The sequence below is a fragment of the Lelliottia sp. 7254-16 genome (assembly GCF_002922995.1).
GTDB lineage: Bacteria > Pseudomonadota > Gammaproteobacteria > Enterobacterales > Enterobacteriaceae > Enterobacter > Enterobacter jeotgali.
Window position 1 is genome coordinate 46,712 of record NZ_PQVS01000011.1, and the last position, 17,237, is coordinate 63,948.

Here is a 17,237-nt window from a genome sequence, read left to right on the forward strand (position 1 = left end):
CCGTTTCAGAACACCAGGTGTTCTGCGCGTACAATCATTGACATACCAGAAGTCAGCTGCACACGAACGCCATCTTTGGTGATTTCGAGTACGGTGGCATCCATCGCATTGTTACCCGCTTTCACCTTCAGCGCCTGACCAACGCTCAGAGCGTTAATGTCTGAAACCGGAGTGAGGCGTTGTTCTTCGCGAGGCGCACGCTGTGCTTTAGCGGCTGGTTTATCAGCACGCGGTTTACGATCGCTGTTTTCATTACGACGCGGAGCCGGACGAGGTTTACGCTCACGACGTGGAGCCTCTTCCTGACCATTTGCCGCAGCCGCTTCGCGTTTTTTCGCCTGTTGCTCAGCACGCTGTGCCTGAACGCGCGCTTTGGCTTCTTCAAGCTGCTTACGTGCATGTTCAACATGCTGCTCGTCCAGCTCGCCGCAAGGGTTGCCGTCGAGATCGACACGGGTCGCGCCCAGCTTGATACCGTAAAGGTAACGCCAGCTTGACGTATAAAGACGTAAGGCAGAACGCAGTTGAGTTTTGCTGAGACTCATCTCACCCTCAACGCGCGCTACCAGATCCTGAAAAATACCAATTTTCAGGGGGCGAGCTTCGCCTTCAGCAGTGAAACACTGTGGGAAACGCTCAGCCAAAAAGGCAATGACTTCTTTACTACTATTCAACTTAGGTTGATTTTCCATGAAATTTCCTGATTACAACGGACGTTGCCAACTTGCCGCAGGCATGAACAGGCGACATTATAATGACGCCATCAGTAAATGCTACGTTATCCGTTGATTATCCTGCGACGCTCGCAAAGAATTTTTGATAATCGGTCGCGATTAATACGTTTTCAAGATTTGCAACCAGTTCACGCAGGCCTTGCTCGTCCTCGGCATCAAAGCGTCCGAAGACGGTGCTGTCGATATCCAGTACGCCAATAATCTGATTTTTTACGGTCAGCGGCAGAACGATTTCGGAATTACTCGCCGAATCGCATGCAATGTGTCCGTCGAAGGCATGTACATCTTCAACGCGCTGCACCTGATTTTGCGCCACCGCAGTACCGCACACGCCACGTCCCACCGGAATCCGCACGCAAGCAAGCTTGCCCTGGAATGGCCCGAGCACCAGCGTCTCCCCTTCCAGAAGGTAGAAACCCGCCCAGTTCACATCTGACAGTCGTTCAAACAGCAGCGCACTGGTGTTAGCCAGCGTGGCTAAAAAACTGGTCTCACCTGTCATCAATGCCTGGAAATCGCGGTTCAAATCCGCGTAGAATTCTGTTTTGTTCATTAATCAATCACTTGGTTGTCTTACAAAAAATGAGCATAGCCTATTAAAATAAACATTAAATGCGCTCATTCTCAAGATGAATCCCGAGATGAGTTAATATAACGTTAATTAATCCTTTTATGCGCGACTGATGGCACTCAATACTCGAAAACTTACGCCGGCAAAAAAGATCACTGTCCACTCGGTCAGCGATGCGCTACCTCGTGCACATTATCAGCGTTGCCCGCAGTGCGATACGCTTTTTATGTTGCCGAAGATGAAATCACATCAGAGTGCATATTGCCCGCGCTGCGACGCTAAAATACGCGATGGACGCGACTGGTCGTTGACGCGCCTGGCGGCGATGGCCGTTACCATGATTCTGCTGATGCCCTTTGCCTGGAGCGAGCCGCTGCTCAAGCTGTATCTGCTTGGCGTGCGTATCGACGCCAACCTGCTGATGGGAATCTGGCAGATGACCCGGCAGGGCGATCCGCTCACTGGCGCGATGGTGCTGTTTTGCACCGTCGGCGCGCCAATGGTGCTGGTGGCCGCCATTGCTTACCTGTGGTTTGGCAATATTCTGGGCATGAATTTACGCCCGGTTCTGCTGATGCTGGAGAAGCTCAAAGAGTGGGTAATGCTGGATATCTATCTGGTCGGCATTGGCGTAGCGTCAATCAAAGTTCAGGATTACGCCTTTTTACAGCCCGGCATCGGCCTGTTCGCCTTCGTCGCTCTGGTGTTACTGAGTATTCTGACGCTCATCCATCTGAACGTGGAACAACTCTGGGAGCGCTTTTATCCTCAGCGCCCGGCAACGCGGCCTGACCCAAATCTTCGGGCCTGTCTCGGCTGCCATTTTACCGGTCTGCCGGATGCTCGCGGTCGTTGTCCGCGCTGCCACATTCCGTTACGTCTGCGTCGTAAGCAGAGTCTGCAAAAGTGCTGGGCCGCGCTGATTGCTTCCATCGTGCTGCTGCTTCCCGCCAATCTGTTACCGATTTCTATCATTTACGTTAACGGTGCACGGCAGGAAGACACTATCATGTCGGGTATTGTGTCGCTGGCGAACAGTAACTTCGCCGTGGCGGGGGTGGTATTTATTGCCAGTATCCTGGTGCCCTTCACCAAAGTCATTGTCATGTTCACCTTGCTCATCAGTATTCAGTTCAAGTGTGAGCAAGGGTTACGCACGCGCATCCTGCTACTGCGGTTTGTCACGTGGATTGGCCGCTGGTCAATGCTGGATCTGTTCGTTATTTCGTTAATGATGTCGCTGATCAATCGCGATCAGTTACTCGCTTTTACTATGGGACCCGCGGCTTTTTATTTCGGCTCTGCGGTGATATTGACTATTCTTGCAGTGGAATGGCTGGATAGCCGCTTACTTTGGGATGCACATGAGTCAGGAAACGCCCGCTTCGACGACTGAAGCGAGAATTAAAACAAAACGCCGCATTTCGCCATTCTGGTTGCTGCCCGTCATCGCATTGATGATTGCGGGGTGGCTTATCTGGACCAGCTATCAGGATCGCGGTAATACCATCACTATCGATTTCCAGACGGCGGACGGCATCGTCGCGGGGCGAACCCCTGTGCGCTTCCAGGGCGTCGAAGTGGGAACGGTCGAGGATATCCGGCTTGGCAAAGATCTGAACAAAATTCAGGTTCGCGCCAGCATTAAAGCCGATATGCAGGATGCCCTGCGCACTGAGACTCAGTTCTGGTTAGTGACACCCAAAGCCTCTCTGGCGGGAGTTTCCGGGTTGGACGCGCTGGTTGGCGGCAACTATATCGGCATGATGCCCGGAAAAGGTGAGCCGCAGGAGCATTTCACCGCCCTGGACACTCAACCCAAATACCGGCTGAACAACGGCGATCTGATGATCCATCTGCACTCCCCGGACTTAGGTTCGCTGAGCAGCGGTTCGGTGGTCTATTTCCGCAAAATCCCGGTTGGACGCGTGTATGACTATGCCATTAACCCCAATAAACAGGGCGTCACCATTGATGTGCTCATCGAGCGCCGCTTCACTAGTCTGGTGAAAAAAGGCAGCCGTTTCTGGAATGTTTCGGGCGTTGATGCCGACGTCAGTTTCAGCGGTGCCAAAGTGAAGCTCGAAAGCCTTGCGGCGCTGGTCAACGGCGCTATCGCCTTCGACTCACCTGAAAATTCTGATACTGCTGCTGCGGATGACAACTTCGGCCTGTATGCCGATTTGGCCCATAGCCAGCGCGGCGTTATCGTGAAGCTGGCCCTGGCGGATGCCAAAGGACTTAACGCCGGTTCAACGCCATTGATGTACCAGGGTTTGCAGGTCGGGCAACTCACTAAACTGACCTTAAATCCAGGCGGTTCTGTCACGGGCGAAATGACCGTCGATCCGAGCGTGGTCGATCTTCTGCGCGAAAAAACGCGCATTGAGCTGCGTAATCCGAAGATTTCCTTGAGCGATGCCAGCATCAGCAGTTTGCTAACGGGCAGCACGTTTGAGTTGATTCCAGGCGAAGGCCAGCCCAACAGTAATTTTGTTATCGCACCGGCTGATAAAGCATTACTGCAAAAGCCAGGCGTGATGACGTTAAACCTGACCGCGCCAGAAAGTTATGGTATCGACGCAGGGCAACCGCTGATATTGCACGGCGTGCAAGTGGGTCAGGTACTTGAGCGTAAGCTGACAGAAAACGGCGTTACCTTCTCGGTTGCGATCGATCCGCAATACCGCGACCTGGTGCATGGCGACAGCAAATTTGTGGTCAACAGTCGGGTGGACGTAAAAGTCGGTCTTGATGGCGTGGAATTTCTCGGCGCAAGCGCCAGTGAGTGGATTAACGGCGGTATTCGTATTCTGCCCGGTCAGAAAGGGGCCATGCGCGAGAGCTATCCGCTCTATGCCAATCTGGACAAAGCGATCGAAAACAGTCTGAGTGATTTACCGACTACGACGTTGACGCTGCGTGCCGACACCCTGCCCGATATTCAGGCTGGCTCCGTGGTGTTATATCGCAAGTTTGAAGTCGGGGAAGTGATCACCGTGCGCCCGCGTGCCGACGCGTTTGATATCGAACTGCATATCAAACCGGAGTATCGCAATCTCCTCACCGCTAACAGCGTGTTCTGGGCCGAAGGCGGTGCAAAAGTGCAGCTTAACGGCAGCGGATTAACCGTGCAGGCGTCTCCCCTCTCCCGCGCACTGCGGGGTGCCATCAGCTTTGACAACTTAAGTGGCGCCGGTGCAAATCAGCGTAAAGGCGATAAACGTATTCTGTATCCGTCAGAAACAACTGCACGCGCGGTCGGCGGTCAGATTACGCTGCATGCCTTTGACGCAGGGAAACTCGCGGAAGGCATGCCAATTCGCTATCTGGGCATCGATATCGGGCAAATCCAGAAGCTGACATTAATTACTGCACGTAATGAAGTGCAGGCCACGGCGGTGCTTTACCCGGAATACATGCAGAACTTTGCCCGTACCGGCACGCGTTTCTCGGTAGTGACACCGCAGATTTCCGCCGCTGGCGTTGAGCATCTCGACACCATTCTGCAGCCATACATTAACGTTGAACCGGGTAACGGCAACGTGCGTCGCGAGTTTGAGCTGCAGGAAGCCACCATCACCGACTCTCGCTATCTCGATGGCTTAAGCATCGTGGTGGAAGTACCAGAAGCCGGTTCGATGAGTATCGGCACGCCGGTGTTGTTCCGTGGTATTGAAGTGGGTACCGTGACGGGGCTAACGCTGGGCACACTGTCCGATCGCGTGATGGTCGGGCTACGTATCAGCGAGCGTTATCAGCATCTGGTGCGCAACAACTCGGTATTCTGGCTGGCATCGGGCTATTCCCTTGATTTCGGCCTGACCGGTGGCGTGGTGAAAACCGGGACTTTCAATCAGTTCATTCGCGGCGGCATCGCCTTTGCCACTCCGCCGGGCACACCGCTCGCACCTAAAGCGCAGCCGGGCAAACACTTCCTGTTGCTCGAAAGTGAACCGAAAGAGTGGCGTGAATGGGGAACCGCCCTGCCACGTTAATCGAACGCTCCGGTGTCAACGCACCGGAGCGTTTATGGTACACTTCGCGCTTCATCTTTTCCCTGTGGTACGCCCGTGGCTCAACATTCCGTGTTTCTTCCTGACGAATTCCTGGCGCAAATGCGCGAGGCTCTTCCCGCTCATCTCTCAATGGATGATTTTATCGCCGCCTGCCAGCGTCCGTTACGCCGCAGCATTCGCGTAAACACACTTAAAATCAGCGTCGACGATTTCCTGACTCTGGTTTCGCCCTACCGCTGGCAGCTGACGCCGGTTCCGTGGTGTGCGGAAGGTTTCTGGATTGAACGTGAGGACGAAGACGCTCTCCCTCTCGGGAGCACCGCTGAGCATTTGAGCGGGCTGTTTTACATTCAGGAAGCCAGCTCAATGCTGCCCGTAGCCGCACTGTTCGCCGAGGGAAACCAGCCTGCGCGCGTCATGGACGTCGCCGCCGCTCCGGGCTCCAAAACCACGCAAATTGCCGCCCGCATGGGCAATCGCGGGGCGATTCTGGCCAATGAATTTTCAGCCAGCCGGGTAAAAGTCCTGCACGCCAACATCAGCCGCTGCGGGATCAGCAACGTCGCCCTGACCCACTTTGATGGCCGCGTGTTCGGCGCAGCCGTGCCAGAATCATTCGATGCGATCCTGCTTGATGCCCCGTGTTCGGGCGAAGGTGTCGTGCGTAAAGATCCCGATGCGTTGAAAAACTGGTCCGTCGCCAGCAACCTTGAAATTGCCGCCACCCAGCGCGAATTGATCGACAGCGCGTTTCACGCCCTGCGCCCGGGTGGGACGCTAATTTACTCCACCTGCACCCTGAATCGTGATGAAAACGAGTCAGTTTGCCTGTGGCTGAAAGAACAGTACCCGGACTCCGTCGAGTTCCTGCCGCTGGAATCGCTGTTCGATGGCGCAAAAGAAGCGCTAACGCCAGAAGGTTTCCTGCACGTTTTCCCGCAGATTTTCGACTGCGAAGGCTTCTTTGTTGCTCGTCTGCGCAAAACGGCAGCTATTGACGCTTTACCGACGCCTAAATTTAAAGTCGGCAACTTCCCATTCGCGCCATTGAAAACCCGTGAAACCGCGCAAATCACCGACGCGGCCAACAAAGTCGGGCTCCAATGGAGTGAAAACCTGCGCTTATGGCAGCGCGATAAAGAGATCTGGCTTTTCCCGGTCGAAATCGAGCCGCTGATTGGCAAAGTGCGTTTTTCCCGCATTGGATTGCGCCTGGCGGAAGTGCATAACAAAGGTTATCGCTGGCAGCATGAAGCGGTGATCGCGCTGGCGGGTGACGAAAATACATTCGCCCTGACACACAAAGAGGCTGAAGAGTGGTATCGCGGACGCGATGTCTACCCGGATCTCACGCCACCGGCTGACGAAATGATCGTCACTTACCAGGGCTTCCCGCTGGGGCTGGCGAAGAAAGTCGGTTCCCGATTGAAAAACAGTTACCCACGTGAACTGGTTCGCGATGGTCGCCTGTTTACCGGTAACGATCTCAGCGAATAAAAAACCGCACAATTTCACTGGCGCTTTTGCTCTCCTGCACTACGCTGAAAAATGGGCGATCACACTGGTCGTACCAGATTTTAAGCAAAACTGCGGAGAGCAATATGACAAAAACCAGCGTACGTATTGGCGCTTTTGAGATCGACGATGCGGAGTTGCGCGGCGATAATCAGGGCGATCGAACGTTAACCATTCCCTGTAAATCCGATCCGGATTTGTGTATGCAACTCGATGCCTGGGATGCCGATACCAGTATTCCGGCAATTCTTGATGGCGAACATTCCGTACTATACCGCGAACATTACGATCAGAAGTCCGATGCCTGGGTCATGCGCCTTGCCTGATTCCAAAAAGAACCCGCCCGAAGGCGGGTTATTTATGCCCTCAATATTTCCCCTGCGATAAATCCTCCCCTACACTAACCATTCGGATCGCCAGATCAGAGGATGAGATGTTCGCACTGGTACTGTTTGTTTGTTATCTGGATGGCGGCTGCGATGACATCGTGATTGATGTCTATAACAGCGAAATGCAGTGTGTTGTCTCCAAGAAAGAGCAGCGCATTCGCCACGGCGGTTGCTACCCGGTCGAAGAATTTATCGATGGATTCTGGACTCCGGCCCAGGAATACAGTGACTTTTAGCTACTGGAGTTGCGCGAGGGTGAAGGTGCCGCCAAACACAGCGCCGGTATCGATATAGTGCAGATTATTGAAGTCATATCGCTTTGCTATCGGCGTATGCCCGAACCAGAAATGGTCCGCTCCGGTTATGCCCTCGCCCCTGCCAGCCATCAAACCCGATAAACGCGACCTGTCCCACAGCACCCGTTGTTTACTGACAGACTTGTCACGGACATAGACCGACTCCGGGTAATCGGCATGAGCAATTACGTTAAGGCCATTAGCGCACAAAATTTCAATAATATGCGGTAATTCCCGGCACGCTTCGAGCAAAGCAATGGCCGTTAATTTTTGCGGGTTCGACAGTCTGGAAAACCATATACCGCCATTGATCGTCCAGAGCGCAAAATCATTATTCCCGAGCGCATCAAGAGCCATTTGTTCATGATTTCCCCGTACGGCGCGAAACCATTTTTCAGGTATCAGTTGCAGGCATTTAACGCTGTCAGGCCCTCGGTCAATGAGGTCACCGACTGAAATAAGCAAATCCTCATAAGGATTAAAATGACGCTGCTTCAACTCATCCATAAGCTGTTGCCAGCAACCATGAATGTCGCTCACAACCCAGATATGACGCCATTCTTGACCATCGAGTATTTGATACATAGGCCCTCCCTATAAGAGTATAGCTAATACACTTTTTAGCGTTCTGACTCGACGATGTTGCCAACTTCAATCATCGTTAAACGAAGCCGAAATAAAGGTTTAGCCACTCTTAAATCGTTCCAGTCTGGCCTTTAGAATAGAGAAAGAATTCTAAAGAGGTCTCCATCGTGTCTAATACCAGCCTGCCAATCGATGTAACGGAAGCACAGCCCGTCAATATTATTTCCTCCCTGACAAATGGTCAGCTTATACCTGGCCCGATCTGGAGGAAGCGTGACTATCGCATCAAGTTCTTCCTGCGCTCATTGCTGTTCTGGTCTTCGACAAATCGCATGCTGACCGCTCTGGCACATCGTGCGGATTTCTATCGCCTTCTGGCCGCACAGGTGACGCTGCCGAGCAAAACGCACCGTCAATATCTGACGCGCGGGATGAATGCAAACCAGCGTGCCGAGGCCATCGTTCATCACTATGAATGGCTCGATGCCTTGCCGGATGCTAATCTGGCGACCGCACTGACTCATCCGACGGCTCATCCGGTGCTCAATTTTCAGGCTAAAGATGACGCGAGTTATACCGTTTATGCATCGTCGGCCAGCAAAGCAGAGCGCGAAGGTGAAAGTACGCTATGGCTACGTGACGAAGAAGACACCCTGCTGGCGAGTCTGACGTTTAGCGTTGTTCCCGAAGGCGACAGTTCTGCGCTGGTGATCGGCGGATTGCAAGGCCCGCGTCGTGGAGTCACGCGCGAAACGATCAAAAAAGCCACTCGCGCCTGCCACGGCCTGTTCCCGAAACGGGTTCTGATGGAGGTGATTTTTAACCTTGCCGCCAAAAGCAATATCGCTGCCATTTATGGTGTCAGCGACGAAGGACACGTTTTCCGCGCCCTGCGCTATCGCCTGAGTAAAGGCCGCCACTTCCACGCCAGCTATGATGAGTTCTGGGCGTCCATCGACGGTAAGAAAATGTCCGCGTATCGCTGGCAGCTTCCACTGCAGATGGAGCGTAAATCTCTTGAGGATATCGCCAGTAAAAAACGCGCCGAATATCGCCGCCGTTTTGGCCTGCTGGATGAAATCGCAGAAGGCATCAACGCCCGCTTTTAACCGAGGTGGGGGTGAACGCCTCCACACAAAAATTTAACAAAACCGCCAAAAAGCGCTGGACTTTCGCCCGCCTGATTGTGGTATGGTTAATTTCGAGGCGCAGGATGTTCCTCATCTGCCATGAGTGAAAACAGGAAATAACGTTCACTTTCATGCAGATAAAAAGAGACCGAATACGATTCCTGTATTCGGTCCAGGGAAATGGCTCTTGGGAGAGAGCCGTGCGCTAAAAGTTGGCATTAATGCAGGCTCAAGTCGCCTGACACTTTAAGAATAGATGACGACGCCAGGTTTTCCAGTCCGCAGCAAAAGTGGTCAGAAAATTTCGCGATTGAGCATCCCAAAACAAAAAAACCGCACTGCTTCCTGTCAGAAGCCTGCGGTTTTTTTATTGGAAACCTAAGATTAACAGAGCGTGTTGGCACGCTCGATAAACGGGGCGAGGCTCATCTTCTGGCTCGGGTTTGTCGGGTCGTCAATCTGGATAATGCTGATGGGCTGGCCGTTGCTCTTGCCGCTGGCAACCTGCTGCTCGGCAACATCATTAAGCGGGTATTGCACCAGGGTGCTCGGATTGATGGCATAGAGTGCGTGGCCTGGACGGCAGGTCAGCATGACCTCTTCGCGGTTAAAAGCCCACTTATCTTTACCCACTTCAAAGCGGCTCACGGTAATCACCTGCGGAGCAGCAAACGCGGAACCGGCGCACGCCAGCAAGACGAGAGAAAGAACTGTTTTTTTCATACGTTTTAAACCTTGTCAGAAAGGCTCCCAGGTCGCGAACAGACTGACGATTGCCAGCACCAGCGCCCCCAGAACCACCTCAGCCTGTGTCATCCAGATAAAGAGTTGTTGTTCGCGCCCCGATTCAGGACGAAATCGCGGAACCAAAAGATACCGATTCAGCAGCGCAATAACCACCATCATCGCCACCAGCGCACATTTCACCAACAGTAATTGCCCATATTCCGTGCGCCACGGCCAGTTCAGGCCGAGGATCAGCAGCATATTGACTACACCGGTCAGGATCACCCCCGCCACCGCATAATGCCCGATACGCGAAAAACGCATCATGGTATAGATGGCCTGCACGCGCCAGCGCCCTTTTGCCAGCCGCATGCAAAACACCAGCGGGAGCAACGCGCCAACCCAGGTCGCTGCGCTGAGCAAATGAACTGCGTGATTAATCCGCTGCAGAACGCCCGGAACGCCGTCGCGCATCGCCGCATGACCAACACCCGCGAGTAAAATAAACTGGCCGATGGCGAGCAACAGCAACAGGCGCGCGCTTTTCGCAGGTGCAATCCAGGCCGCACAAGCGGTGAGGAGTGCCAGCACGATTTGCCACAGCCAGACGCCGCCAAACCGCGTGCTGGCGACCGCCTGCCAGATTTCCGGCTGAATAACGTCACCCCAGCCGTCGCCCATTAATCCGCCCTGCACCGCCAGCATCAACAGCGCCGTGAACAGGCTCACCAGCGCGGCCATTTTTTGCTGCCACTGGAATCGACGCGTCATCAGCCTGTGCAGGGAAAACGGAGCCAGCCATGCGCTGTAAAACGCATTGCCGAATATCAGCATCAGCGCCGCAAAATGCACAAAACGCAGAGCGACGTAACTGAACGCCAGCATCTTATTTCACGCTAAAGTGATAGCTGCCTTTAGTTTTATGGCCGTCAACAGAGACGACATGCCAGTCAACAGCATAGCTACCCGGCGTCAATGGCTGCTCAATAGGCACAATCAGCTGCGTGTTGTCGTTTTCTGCACGCTTCACCGCGCCGATTTTAACAATCTGCTGTTTATCGCCGGTGATTGAAACACCGCTGAATTTAGGCTCAATTCCTTCCGAAAAATTGAGCGTCAGCGCCTGTGGGGCAGCGGTCACAGCTGCGTCGGCAGCCGGGTACTGATGCTTCAAATGGGCATGAGCTAGCGCGGCAGGTACCGTCGCCACGGAAAACAGAAATGTCAGAGCGCAAGCCGCGCGGGATGCAGTGAATACCATATCAATCATTCCTTTGGGTTATGTCTATATGACAGAGGATAACTCTGTATAATATCTGAGTCGAGGACGATCCTGTGCAGGCTTGTCAACGCAGAGCAACCACGGTAAGGTCAGCGCCGCATAATCAGGAGAAGGCAATGAAGATCAATCTGGCTACTATCCCCCAGGATGAAATGGACAAAGTGAATGTCGATCTCGCGGCGGCGGGCGTGGCATTCAAAGAGCGCTATAACATGCCGGTTATCGCGGAAGTCGTTGAGCGCGAGCAGCCCGCTCATCTGCGCGACTGGTTTCGCGAGCGCTTAATTGCCCATCGTCTTAAATCCGTCACGCTGTCGCGCTTACCGTACGAACCTAAAGTTAAGTAAACCCGGCGCGTCGTTACACTTCCTTACATGGATTGTGGCAGGATAGAAAAACCCTGAAGTATTCAGGTGTATTATCAATCCCTGAGACGAGTGTATAAGGAAGTCACGATGTCCCAATGGAATATTGCCGCCGCGCAGTATGCCCCCCGGCATAACTGCATCGATGCCCACGTGCAGCATCATCTTCGCTTTATCAACGCAGCCGCCCGTCAGCAGTGCCACTTGCTCGTTTTCCCTGAACTCTCTCTGACCGGCCCTGCCGACGCCGATGCCGCGTTGCCCGACGCGCCCAGCGAGCAAGCATTAGCCCCCCTCGTCGAGGCGGCGCATACTCTGTCTATTACCGTAATTGCCGGCATCACTGTGGAAATCGGCGGTGAGCGTCAGAAAGGTTTGGCCCTCTTTTCCCCGAATCAGACTCACGTTTTACGCTATTCGCAGGGCAGCGGTGCGTGCCTGACGCCGGGTAACACGCAGCTTACGATTGTGGATGGTCAAACGGAACGATTGAGTCTCGATCCCCAGGCGGCGTTATTCACCTGTAGCCAGGCGGTCGGTGAGATGCGCTGGCGTGATTCCATCAGCCGCCTGCAACGCTTTGCCCATAAATATGCCATTACCGTGCTGATGGCGAATTCAGATGGTCACAGCGCACTTTGGGATTCTAGCGGACAATTGATTGTGCGCGCCGACCGGGGTGAGCTGTTATTAACCGGAACATGGGGCAAGCAGGGTTGGCAAGGTGATATCATTCCTTTACGCTAACGTTTTTACGGCCAGGAGTGAGCCATGCTGCGTGTAATCGACACCGAAACCTGTGATCTTCAGGGCGGGATTGTAGAGGTTGCGTCCGTTGACGTGATTGACGGACAGATCGTTAACCCCATGAGCCATCTGGTTCGGCCCGATCGCCCTATTAGCGCACAGGCGATGGCGATTCATCGCATCACCGAATCGATGGTGGCGGACAAACCGTGGATTGAAGAGGTGATACCGAACTACTTCGGCAGCCCGTGGTACGTAGCGCATAACGCCAGTTTTGACCGCCGCGTGTTACCGGAGATGCCCGGCGAGTGGATTTGCACCATGAAGCTGGCCCGTCGCGCCTGGCCGGGAATTAAATACAGCAATATGGCACTGTATAAATCCCGTAAGCTCAGCGTGAAAACGCCGGAAGGGTTACATCATCACCGTGCGCTGTACGATTGCTACATCACGGCGGCGTTACTCATTGATATTATGAATAACACTGGCTGGACGCCGGACGAGATGGCGACCATCACCGGTCGCCCCGCTCTGCTGACCACCTTTACCTTTGGTAAATATCGTGGCAAACCGGTGTCCGAAGTGGCCGAGCGCGATCCGGGCTATCTGCGCTGGTTATACAACAACCTCGACCGCATGAGCCCGGAGTTGCGCCTGACGCTGCGTCATTATCTCGACGAAGCCTAATCCGCCGCGTGGCCTGGCAGCGTCTCTTGCGCCAGGCCAATCAGGAATGCATATTCAAGTGCCACGCCTTCATAGGATTTAAATCGCCCTGATTTCCCGCCGTGACCAGAATCCATATCGGTACAGAGCAAAAGGAGATTATCGTCGGTTTTTAGCTCTCGCAGTTTCGCCACCCATTTCGCCGGTTCCCAATACTGCACCTGAGAATCATGCAGGCCGGTGGTCACCAGCATATGCGGATAGGCCTTCGCTTCGACATTATCGTACGGGCTGTACGCTTTCATGTAGCGATAGTAGGTTTCGTCCTGAGGGTTGCCCCACTCTTCAAATTCGCCCGTCGTTAACGGAATTGACTCATCGAGCATCGTGGTCACGACGTCAACGAACGGCACCTGGGCGACGATACCTTTAAACAGCTCTGGGCGCTGGTTAATCACCGTCCCCATCAGCATCCCACCTGCGCTGCCGCCCATGCCAAAGCACAGTTTCGGACAGCCGTAGCCCAGTGCAATCAAGCCATCGCACACGTCGAGATAGTCGTTGAAGGTGTTTTTCTTTTTCAGGAACTTGCCTTCTTCGTACCAGTGCTGACCCAATTCCCCGCCGCCGCGAACGTGTGCAATAGCGAACACAAATCCTCGATCGAGCAGACTGAGTCTGCTGCCACTAAAATCGGCGTCCATGCTGGCACCGTATGAACCATAGCCATACACCAGCAGCGGATTTTTGCTCTTGCGGAAATGATCTTTGTGATACACCAGCGATACCGGTACTTCCACGCCGTCTCGCGCCGTTATCCACAGATGCTCGCTGCGATAGTGGCTGGCATCAAAACCAGCCACTTCGGATTGCTTCAGCACTTTCCGCTGTCCGGTATTCATATCAAGCTCGAACAACGTGTCGGGGGTGGTCATCGACGAATAGCCATAGCGCAGACGCGAGGATTCCGGCTCCGGGTTATAGCCAATCCAGGTCACGTACGCCGGATCGTCAAAGGCGATCCCCACCACTTCGCGCGTTTTACGGTTGATTTGTCGGATACTGGTCAGCCCGCGCTGGCGCTCTTCCACCACCAGCCAATCGGTAAAGAGCGTGAAGCCCTCCAGCATCACCTGCTCGCGCGCCGGGATCAGCACTTCCCATTTACGCTCATCGCGCACTTTGGTTTTATACAGGCCAAAATTTTTGCCTTCCCGATTTGAGCGCAGATAGAACGTGTGCTGGAAATGGTCAAGGCTGTACTCGTGGTCTTTGCGGCGCGGTAAAAAACAGAGAGGCTGCGCGTCGGGCAGTTCTGCATCGAGCAGCAGCACTTCGGTGGTGGTGGCGCTGGCCAGCGAGATAATGACATAGTGACGCGAGGTGGTTTTGTGCAGGCTAACGTAAAAAGTGTCGTCCTTTTCCTCGTACACCAGCTCATCGTTGCCAGAGGATGTCCCTACGGTGTGCCGCCAGACCTGATAAGGCAGCAGCGTCGAGGCGTGCTTTTTGACGTAATAGACCGTTTCGGAATCATTCGCCCAGACAAAATCGGACGAAACGTTGTCCAGCATTTCCGGATACCAGTTTCCCGTTTCCAGATTACGAAAACGCAGGCCGTACTGGCGGCGAGACAAGTAATCTTCCGCCAACGCCATAATGGTGTTATCGGGTGAAATCCCCATCCCACCGAGAGTATAAAATTCGCTGTGCGCCGCGCGCTGATTGGCATCGAGCAGCGTTTCCCACTCGTCCCATTCCGCACAAAGCACTGACTGGCGCTGGTAAATGGCGTATTCGCTGCCCGGCTCGTAAAGATGGCGATAGCGGTAGCCGTTTTTGGTCCAGGGCGCGGAGATATCGCGCTGCGGCACACGCGCGACCATTTCTGTCAGCAGGCTGTCCTGAAGCGCCTGCTGCGAAGACATCACCTTTCGGCCGTAATCATTTTCCTGGTGAAGGTAATCAAGCACTTCCGGCTGCGCACGATCGTCGTCGCGCAGCCAATAGTAATTATCAATGCGCGTATCACCGTGGGTGGTGAGCGCTTTGGGAATGCGTCGGGCTTTTGGCAACATATCAGTTTTTCTTTTTGGTTTTACACCCTATAAGGGTGGCAAAACGCACGCACGATGCAAGCGAAACGTGACAGCTGCCGGGTAAAATTAACCCTGTAATGCCTGTTTTTGCTGTTGAATATCCTGTTCAATCCCTTCGCGCACGTCCTGCGGAATTTTTAGCGCATCACCAAGCGCATTCAGATAGCTGCGCTCCATAAAGTGATCGATATCGATAGCCGCTGCACTCAGGAAATAAAGCTCAAGCGCCTCTTCCTCGTTTTTCACACTTTGCGCCAGACGGTTTGGGTCCAGCGGTTGTTCAATCGCCTGCGCCACCAGCGCCCGGCCCTGCTGTTCAACACCCGCTTCGCGCATTTGCTGTTCGATAGCGGCGCGTTCTTTGTCATCAATATGCCCGTCGCTTTTAGCGGCAAACACCAGCGCCAGAATCAGTCGTTCGGTGCGCAAATCCATCGGCGTAACTTGCTGACCAAATTGCGGCTCATCCTGATGGGCGGTGCGCACTTTATCTTTGTATTTGTTCCATAACACCGTTCCGGCGATGGCACCGCCACCCGCCAGCAACGCGCCGGTGCCGTATTTCGCCAGCAATTTACGCGAGGATTTATTGGCTACCAGCAGGCCTGCCAGCCCGCCGAGCGCTCCAGGCACCAGCAGCTTACTCAGCCCCTCTCCGCCCGTTGACGACGCCTTTTGCCCTAACATGGACTGCAATTGATTCAACCAGCCTGACATGATTTTCCCCACTTAACGGTTCGCAATGGTTACAGCCTATGCGAGGTGATGTCAGGAAATGTCTGTCGGCACTAAAGAAGCGCAAATTTCCCGGGCACATCATCACGCTGGCTTCTGAGGGAAGACAGACGCAAACGTTTTCGTTTATACTGCGCGCAACTTTTTCAGGGGGAATTTATGACTCTTTTAGGAACTGCACTGCGTCCAGCCGCGACGCGCGTCATGCTGTTGGGTTCAGGCGAACTGGGAAAAGAAGTGGCTATTGAGTGCCAGCGCCTGGGCGTAGAAGTGATCGCCGTCGATCGGTATGCCGATGCGCCCGCCATGCACGTGGCACACCGCTCATACGTGATCAATATGCTCGACGGTGATGCCCTTCACGCACTGATTGAGCAGGAAAAACCTGATTATGTGGTCCCGGAAATCGAAGCTATCGCCACCGATACACTGATTGCCCTGGAGCACGAAGGACAGCGCGTAGTCCCTTGCGCCCGAGCGGCAAAACTGACCATGAACCGGGAAGGCATTCGCCGTCTTGCCGCAGAAGAGTTAGCGATTCCCACATCACGCTACCGCTTTGCCGATGGAAAAGACGATTTCCTGCAGGCCGTGGAACAGATTGGTTACCCGTGCATCATTAAGCCGGTGATGAGCTCCTCCGGCAAAGGCCAGAGCTTTATCCGTGACGCATCCGCACTTGATAAGGCGTGGGATTACGCCCAACAAGGCGGCCGCGCAGGTGCCGGGCGCGTCATTGTTGAAGGCGTAGTGAAGTTTGATTTCGAAATCACCCTGCTGACGGTCAGCGCGGTGGACGGCGTGCATTTCTGCGACCCGATTGGTCATCGTCAGGAAGATGGCGATTATCGTGAGTCCTGGCAGCCGCAGCAGATGAGTCAACTGGCGCTGGAGCGCGCGCAGGAGATGGCCCGTAAAGTGGTGCTGGCGCTGGGCGGTTACGGTCTGTTTGGCGTTGAGCTGTTCGTCTGCGGTGATGAGGTGATTTTCAGTGAAGTCTCGCCACGTCCGCACGACACCGGGATGGTGACGCTGATTTCACAGGATCTTTCGGAATTCGCCCTGCACGTGCGGGCATTCCTCGGCTTGCCGGTCGGCGGCATTCGTCAGTATGGCCCGGCTGCTTCCGCCGTGATCCTGCCGCAGCTAACCAGTCAGAATGTGACCTTCGGAAACGTTGAAGCCGCTGTCGGCGCGGGTTTGCAGCTGCGTCTGTTTGGTAAACCGGAAATTGATGGAAGCCGTCGTCTGGGCGTAGCGTTAGCCACAGGTGAAAGCGTGGAAAGTGCGGTTGAGCGCGCGAAAAATGCAGCGCAGGCCGTCAGTGTGAAGGGATAAAAAAAGCCGGGTGGCGCTGACGCTTACCCGGCCTACTTTT

The 17,237-nt window shown here is 54.2% G+C and carries 18 protein-coding genes; 10 read left to right on the forward strand and 8 right to left on the reverse strand.

Going from position 1 to position 17,237, the window contains the following annotated elements; genetic code table 11:
* Window positions 1-5: 5 nt before the first annotated feature.
* Window positions 6-692, reverse strand: coding sequence for an RNA chaperone ProQ (gene proQ / locus C3708_RS15140; protein WP_095282360.1), 687 nt, complete (start codon window positions 690-692; stop codon window positions 6-8).
* Window positions 693-789: 97 nt separating this feature from the next.
* On the reverse strand, window positions 790-1,287 hold the full coding sequence (locus C3708_RS15145) for a GAF domain-containing protein (protein WP_095282361.1): 498 nt from the start codon (window positions 1,285-1,287) through the stop codon (window positions 790-792).
* Between the two features lie 130 nt (window positions 1,288-1,417).
* Here C3708_RS15145 and yebS point away from each other — a divergent pair, with 130 nt between their 5' ends.
* The 5 genes from yebS to C3708_RS15170 all read left to right on the forward strand — a co-directional run bounded on the left by yebS (window position 1,418) and on the right by C3708_RS15170 (window position 7,464).
* A complete protein-coding gene (gene yebS / locus C3708_RS15150) occupies window positions 1,418-2,701 on the forward strand; it encodes a membrane integrity lipid transport subunit YebS (RefSeq protein ID WP_095282362.1) in 1,284 nt (427 codons plus the stop codon).
* Window positions 2,670-5,303 (forward strand): PqiB family protein, encoded by a 2,634-nt coding sequence (locus C3708_RS15155; RefSeq protein ID WP_103946068.1) that lies wholly within the window; start codon window positions 2,670-2,672, stop codon window positions 5,301-5,303. Before yebS ends, C3708_RS15155 begins: the two co-directional genes overlap by 32 nt.
* 75 nt (window positions 5,304-5,378) lie before the next feature.
* Window positions 5,379-6,821, forward strand: a complete 1,443-nt coding sequence (gene rsmF, locus C3708_RS15160) for a 16S rRNA (cytosine(1407)-C(5))-methyltransferase RsmF (protein WP_103949650.1) — start codon at window positions 5,379-5,381, stop codon at window positions 6,819-6,821.
* Window positions 6,822-6,925: 104 nt separating this feature from the next.
* Complete coding sequence (locus C3708_RS15165) at window positions 6,926-7,165, forward strand: YebV family protein (RefSeq protein ID WP_095282365.1); 240 nt, start codon at window positions 6,926-6,928, stop codon at window positions 7,163-7,165.
* Between the two features lie 107 nt (window positions 7,166-7,272).
* A complete protein-coding gene (locus C3708_RS15170; RefSeq protein WP_095282366.1) occupies window positions 7,273-7,464 on the forward strand; it encodes a YebW family protein in 192 nt (63 codons plus the stop codon).
* On the opposite strand, the gene pphA is transcribed toward C3708_RS15170, so the two are convergent.
* Window positions 7,465-8,109 (reverse strand): protein-serine/threonine phosphatase, encoded by a 645-nt coding sequence (gene pphA / locus C3708_RS15175; RefSeq protein WP_103949651.1) that lies wholly within the window; start codon window positions 8,107-8,109, stop codon window positions 7,465-7,467.
* 167 nt (window positions 8,110-8,276) lie between these two features.
* On the opposite strand from pphA, the gene C3708_RS15180 reads away from it, so the two are divergent.
* The gene (locus tag C3708_RS15180; protein WP_103946071.1) at window positions 8,277-9,218 is read left to right on the forward strand and encodes a VirK/YbjX family protein; all 942 of its coding nucleotides are present in this window, start codon (window positions 8,277-8,279) and stop codon (window positions 9,216-9,218) included.
* Between the two features lie 405 nt (window positions 9,219-9,623).
* Here the strand turns inward: C3708_RS15180 and C3708_RS15185 are convergent, their stop codons facing one another.
* Genes C3708_RS15185 through yobA form a run of 3 tightly spaced genes read right to left on the reverse strand, consistent with a single transcriptional unit; the run spans window position 9,624 to window position 11,226 of the window.
* Window positions 9,624-9,962, reverse strand: coding sequence for a YebY family protein (locus C3708_RS15185; RefSeq protein WP_103949652.1), 339 nt, complete (start codon window positions 9,960-9,962; stop codon window positions 9,624-9,626).
* 15 nt (window positions 9,963-9,977) lie between these two features.
* The gene (gene copD / locus C3708_RS15190; protein WP_095282370.1) at window positions 9,978-10,850 is read right to left on the reverse strand and encodes a copper homeostasis membrane protein CopD; all 873 of its coding nucleotides are present in this window, start codon (window positions 10,848-10,850) and stop codon (window positions 9,978-9,980) included.
* 1 nt (window position 10,851) lies between these two features.
* Window positions 10,852-11,226 (reverse strand): CopC domain-containing protein YobA, encoded by a 375-nt coding sequence (gene yobA, locus C3708_RS15195; protein WP_095282371.1) that lies wholly within the window; start codon window positions 11,224-11,226, stop codon window positions 10,852-10,854.
* A 137-nt stretch (window positions 11,227-11,363) separates the two neighbouring features.
* Here yobA and C3708_RS15200 point away from each other — a divergent pair, with 137 nt between their 5' ends.
* The 3 genes from C3708_RS15200 (at window position 11,364) to exoX (ending at window position 13,046) form a co-directional block, all read left to right on the forward strand.
* Window positions 11,364-11,594, forward strand: a complete 231-nt coding sequence (locus C3708_RS15200) for a DNA polymerase III subunit theta (protein WP_095282372.1) — start codon at window positions 11,364-11,366, stop codon at window positions 11,592-11,594.
* A 108-nt stretch (window positions 11,595-11,702) separates the two neighbouring features.
* Entirely contained in the window at window positions 11,703-12,359 is a 657-nt protein-coding gene (locus C3708_RS15205) for a carbon-nitrogen hydrolase family protein (RefSeq protein WP_103949653.1), read from the forward strand.
* Between the two features lie 24 nt (window positions 12,360-12,383).
* The gene (gene exoX, locus C3708_RS15210; protein WP_095282374.1) at window positions 12,384-13,046 is read left to right on the forward strand and encodes an exodeoxyribonuclease X; all 663 of its coding nucleotides are present in this window, start codon (window positions 12,384-12,386) and stop codon (window positions 13,044-13,046) included.
* Here the strand turns inward: exoX and ptrB are convergent.
* Window positions 13,043-15,103: an oligopeptidase B gene (ptrB, locus tag C3708_RS15215; RefSeq protein WP_095282375.1), complete on the reverse strand. Its 2,061-nt coding sequence runs from the start codon at window positions 15,101-15,103 to the stop codon at window positions 13,043-13,045. The genes exoX and ptrB overlap by 4 nt on opposite strands.
* 87 nt (window positions 15,104-15,190) lie before the next feature.
* Window positions 15,191-15,841 carry a tellurite resistance TerB family protein gene (locus tag C3708_RS15220; RefSeq protein ID WP_095282376.1) on the reverse strand — a complete coding sequence of 217 codons (651 nt, stop codon included), beginning with the start codon at window positions 15,839-15,841 and terminating at the stop codon, window positions 15,191-15,193.
* 177 nt (window positions 15,842-16,018) lie between these two features.
* Between C3708_RS15220 and purT the strand changes: the two genes are divergently transcribed.
* A complete protein-coding gene (gene purT / locus C3708_RS15225; RefSeq protein WP_103949654.1) occupies window positions 16,019-17,197 on the forward strand; it encodes a formate-dependent phosphoribosylglycinamide formyltransferase in 1,179 nt (392 codons plus the stop codon).
* Window positions 17,198-17,237: the final 40 nt, after the last annotated feature.

Coding starts and splice junctions, on each gene's coding strand:
- C3708_RS15155 (WP_103946068.1), top strand. CDS start 2,670: ATGAGTCAGGAAACGCCCGCTTCGACGACTGAAGCGAGAATTAAAACA.
- C3708_RS15165 (WP_095282365.1), top strand. CDS start 6,926: ATGACAAAAACCAGCGTACGTATTGGCGCTTTTGAGATCGACGATGCG.
- exoX (WP_095282374.1), top strand. CDS start 12,384: ATGCTGCGTGTAATCGACACCGAAACCTGTGATCTTCAGGGCGGGATT.
- C3708_RS15185 (WP_103949652.1), bottom strand. CDS start 9,962: ATGAAAAAAACAGTTCTTTCTCTCGTCTTGCTGGCGTGCGCCGGTTCC.
- C3708_RS15220 (WP_095282376.1), bottom strand. CDS start 15,841: ATGTCAGGCTGGTTGAATCAATTGCAGTCCATGTTAGGGCAAAAGGCG.
- C3708_RS15170 (WP_095282366.1), top strand. CDS start 7,273: ATGTTCGCACTGGTACTGTTTGTTTGTTATCTGGATGGCGGCTGCGAT.
- yebS (WP_095282362.1), top strand. CDS start 1,418: ATGGCACTCAATACTCGAAAACTTACGCCGGCAAAAAAGATCACTGTC.
- pphA (WP_103949651.1), bottom strand. CDS start 8,109: ATGTATCAAATACTCGATGGTCAAGAATGGCGTCATATCTGGGTTGTG.
- copD (WP_095282370.1), bottom strand. CDS start 10,850: ATGCTGGCGTTCAGTTACGTCGCTCTGCGTTTTGTGCATTTTGCGGCG.
- ptrB (WP_095282375.1), bottom strand. CDS start 15,103: ATGTTGCCAAAAGCCCGACGCATTCCCAAAGCGCTCACCACCCACGGT.
- C3708_RS15205 (WP_103949653.1), top strand. CDS start 11,703: ATGTCCCAATGGAATATTGCCGCCGCGCAGTATGCCCCCCGGCATAAC.
- purT (WP_103949654.1), top strand. CDS start 16,019: ATGACTCTTTTAGGAACTGCACTGCGTCCAGCCGCGACGCGCGTCATG.
- C3708_RS15145 (WP_095282361.1), bottom strand. CDS start 1,287: ATGAACAAAACAGAATTCTACGCGGATTTGAACCGCGATTTCCAGGCA.
- proQ (WP_095282360.1), bottom strand. CDS start 692: ATGGAAAATCAACCTAAGTTGAATAGTAGTAAAGAAGTCATTGCCTTT.
- C3708_RS15200 (WP_095282372.1), top strand. CDS start 11,364: ATGAAGATCAATCTGGCTACTATCCCCCAGGATGAAATGGACAAAGTG.
- yobA (WP_095282371.1), bottom strand. CDS start 11,226: ATGGTATTCACTGCATCCCGCGCGGCTTGCGCTCTGACATTTCTGTTT.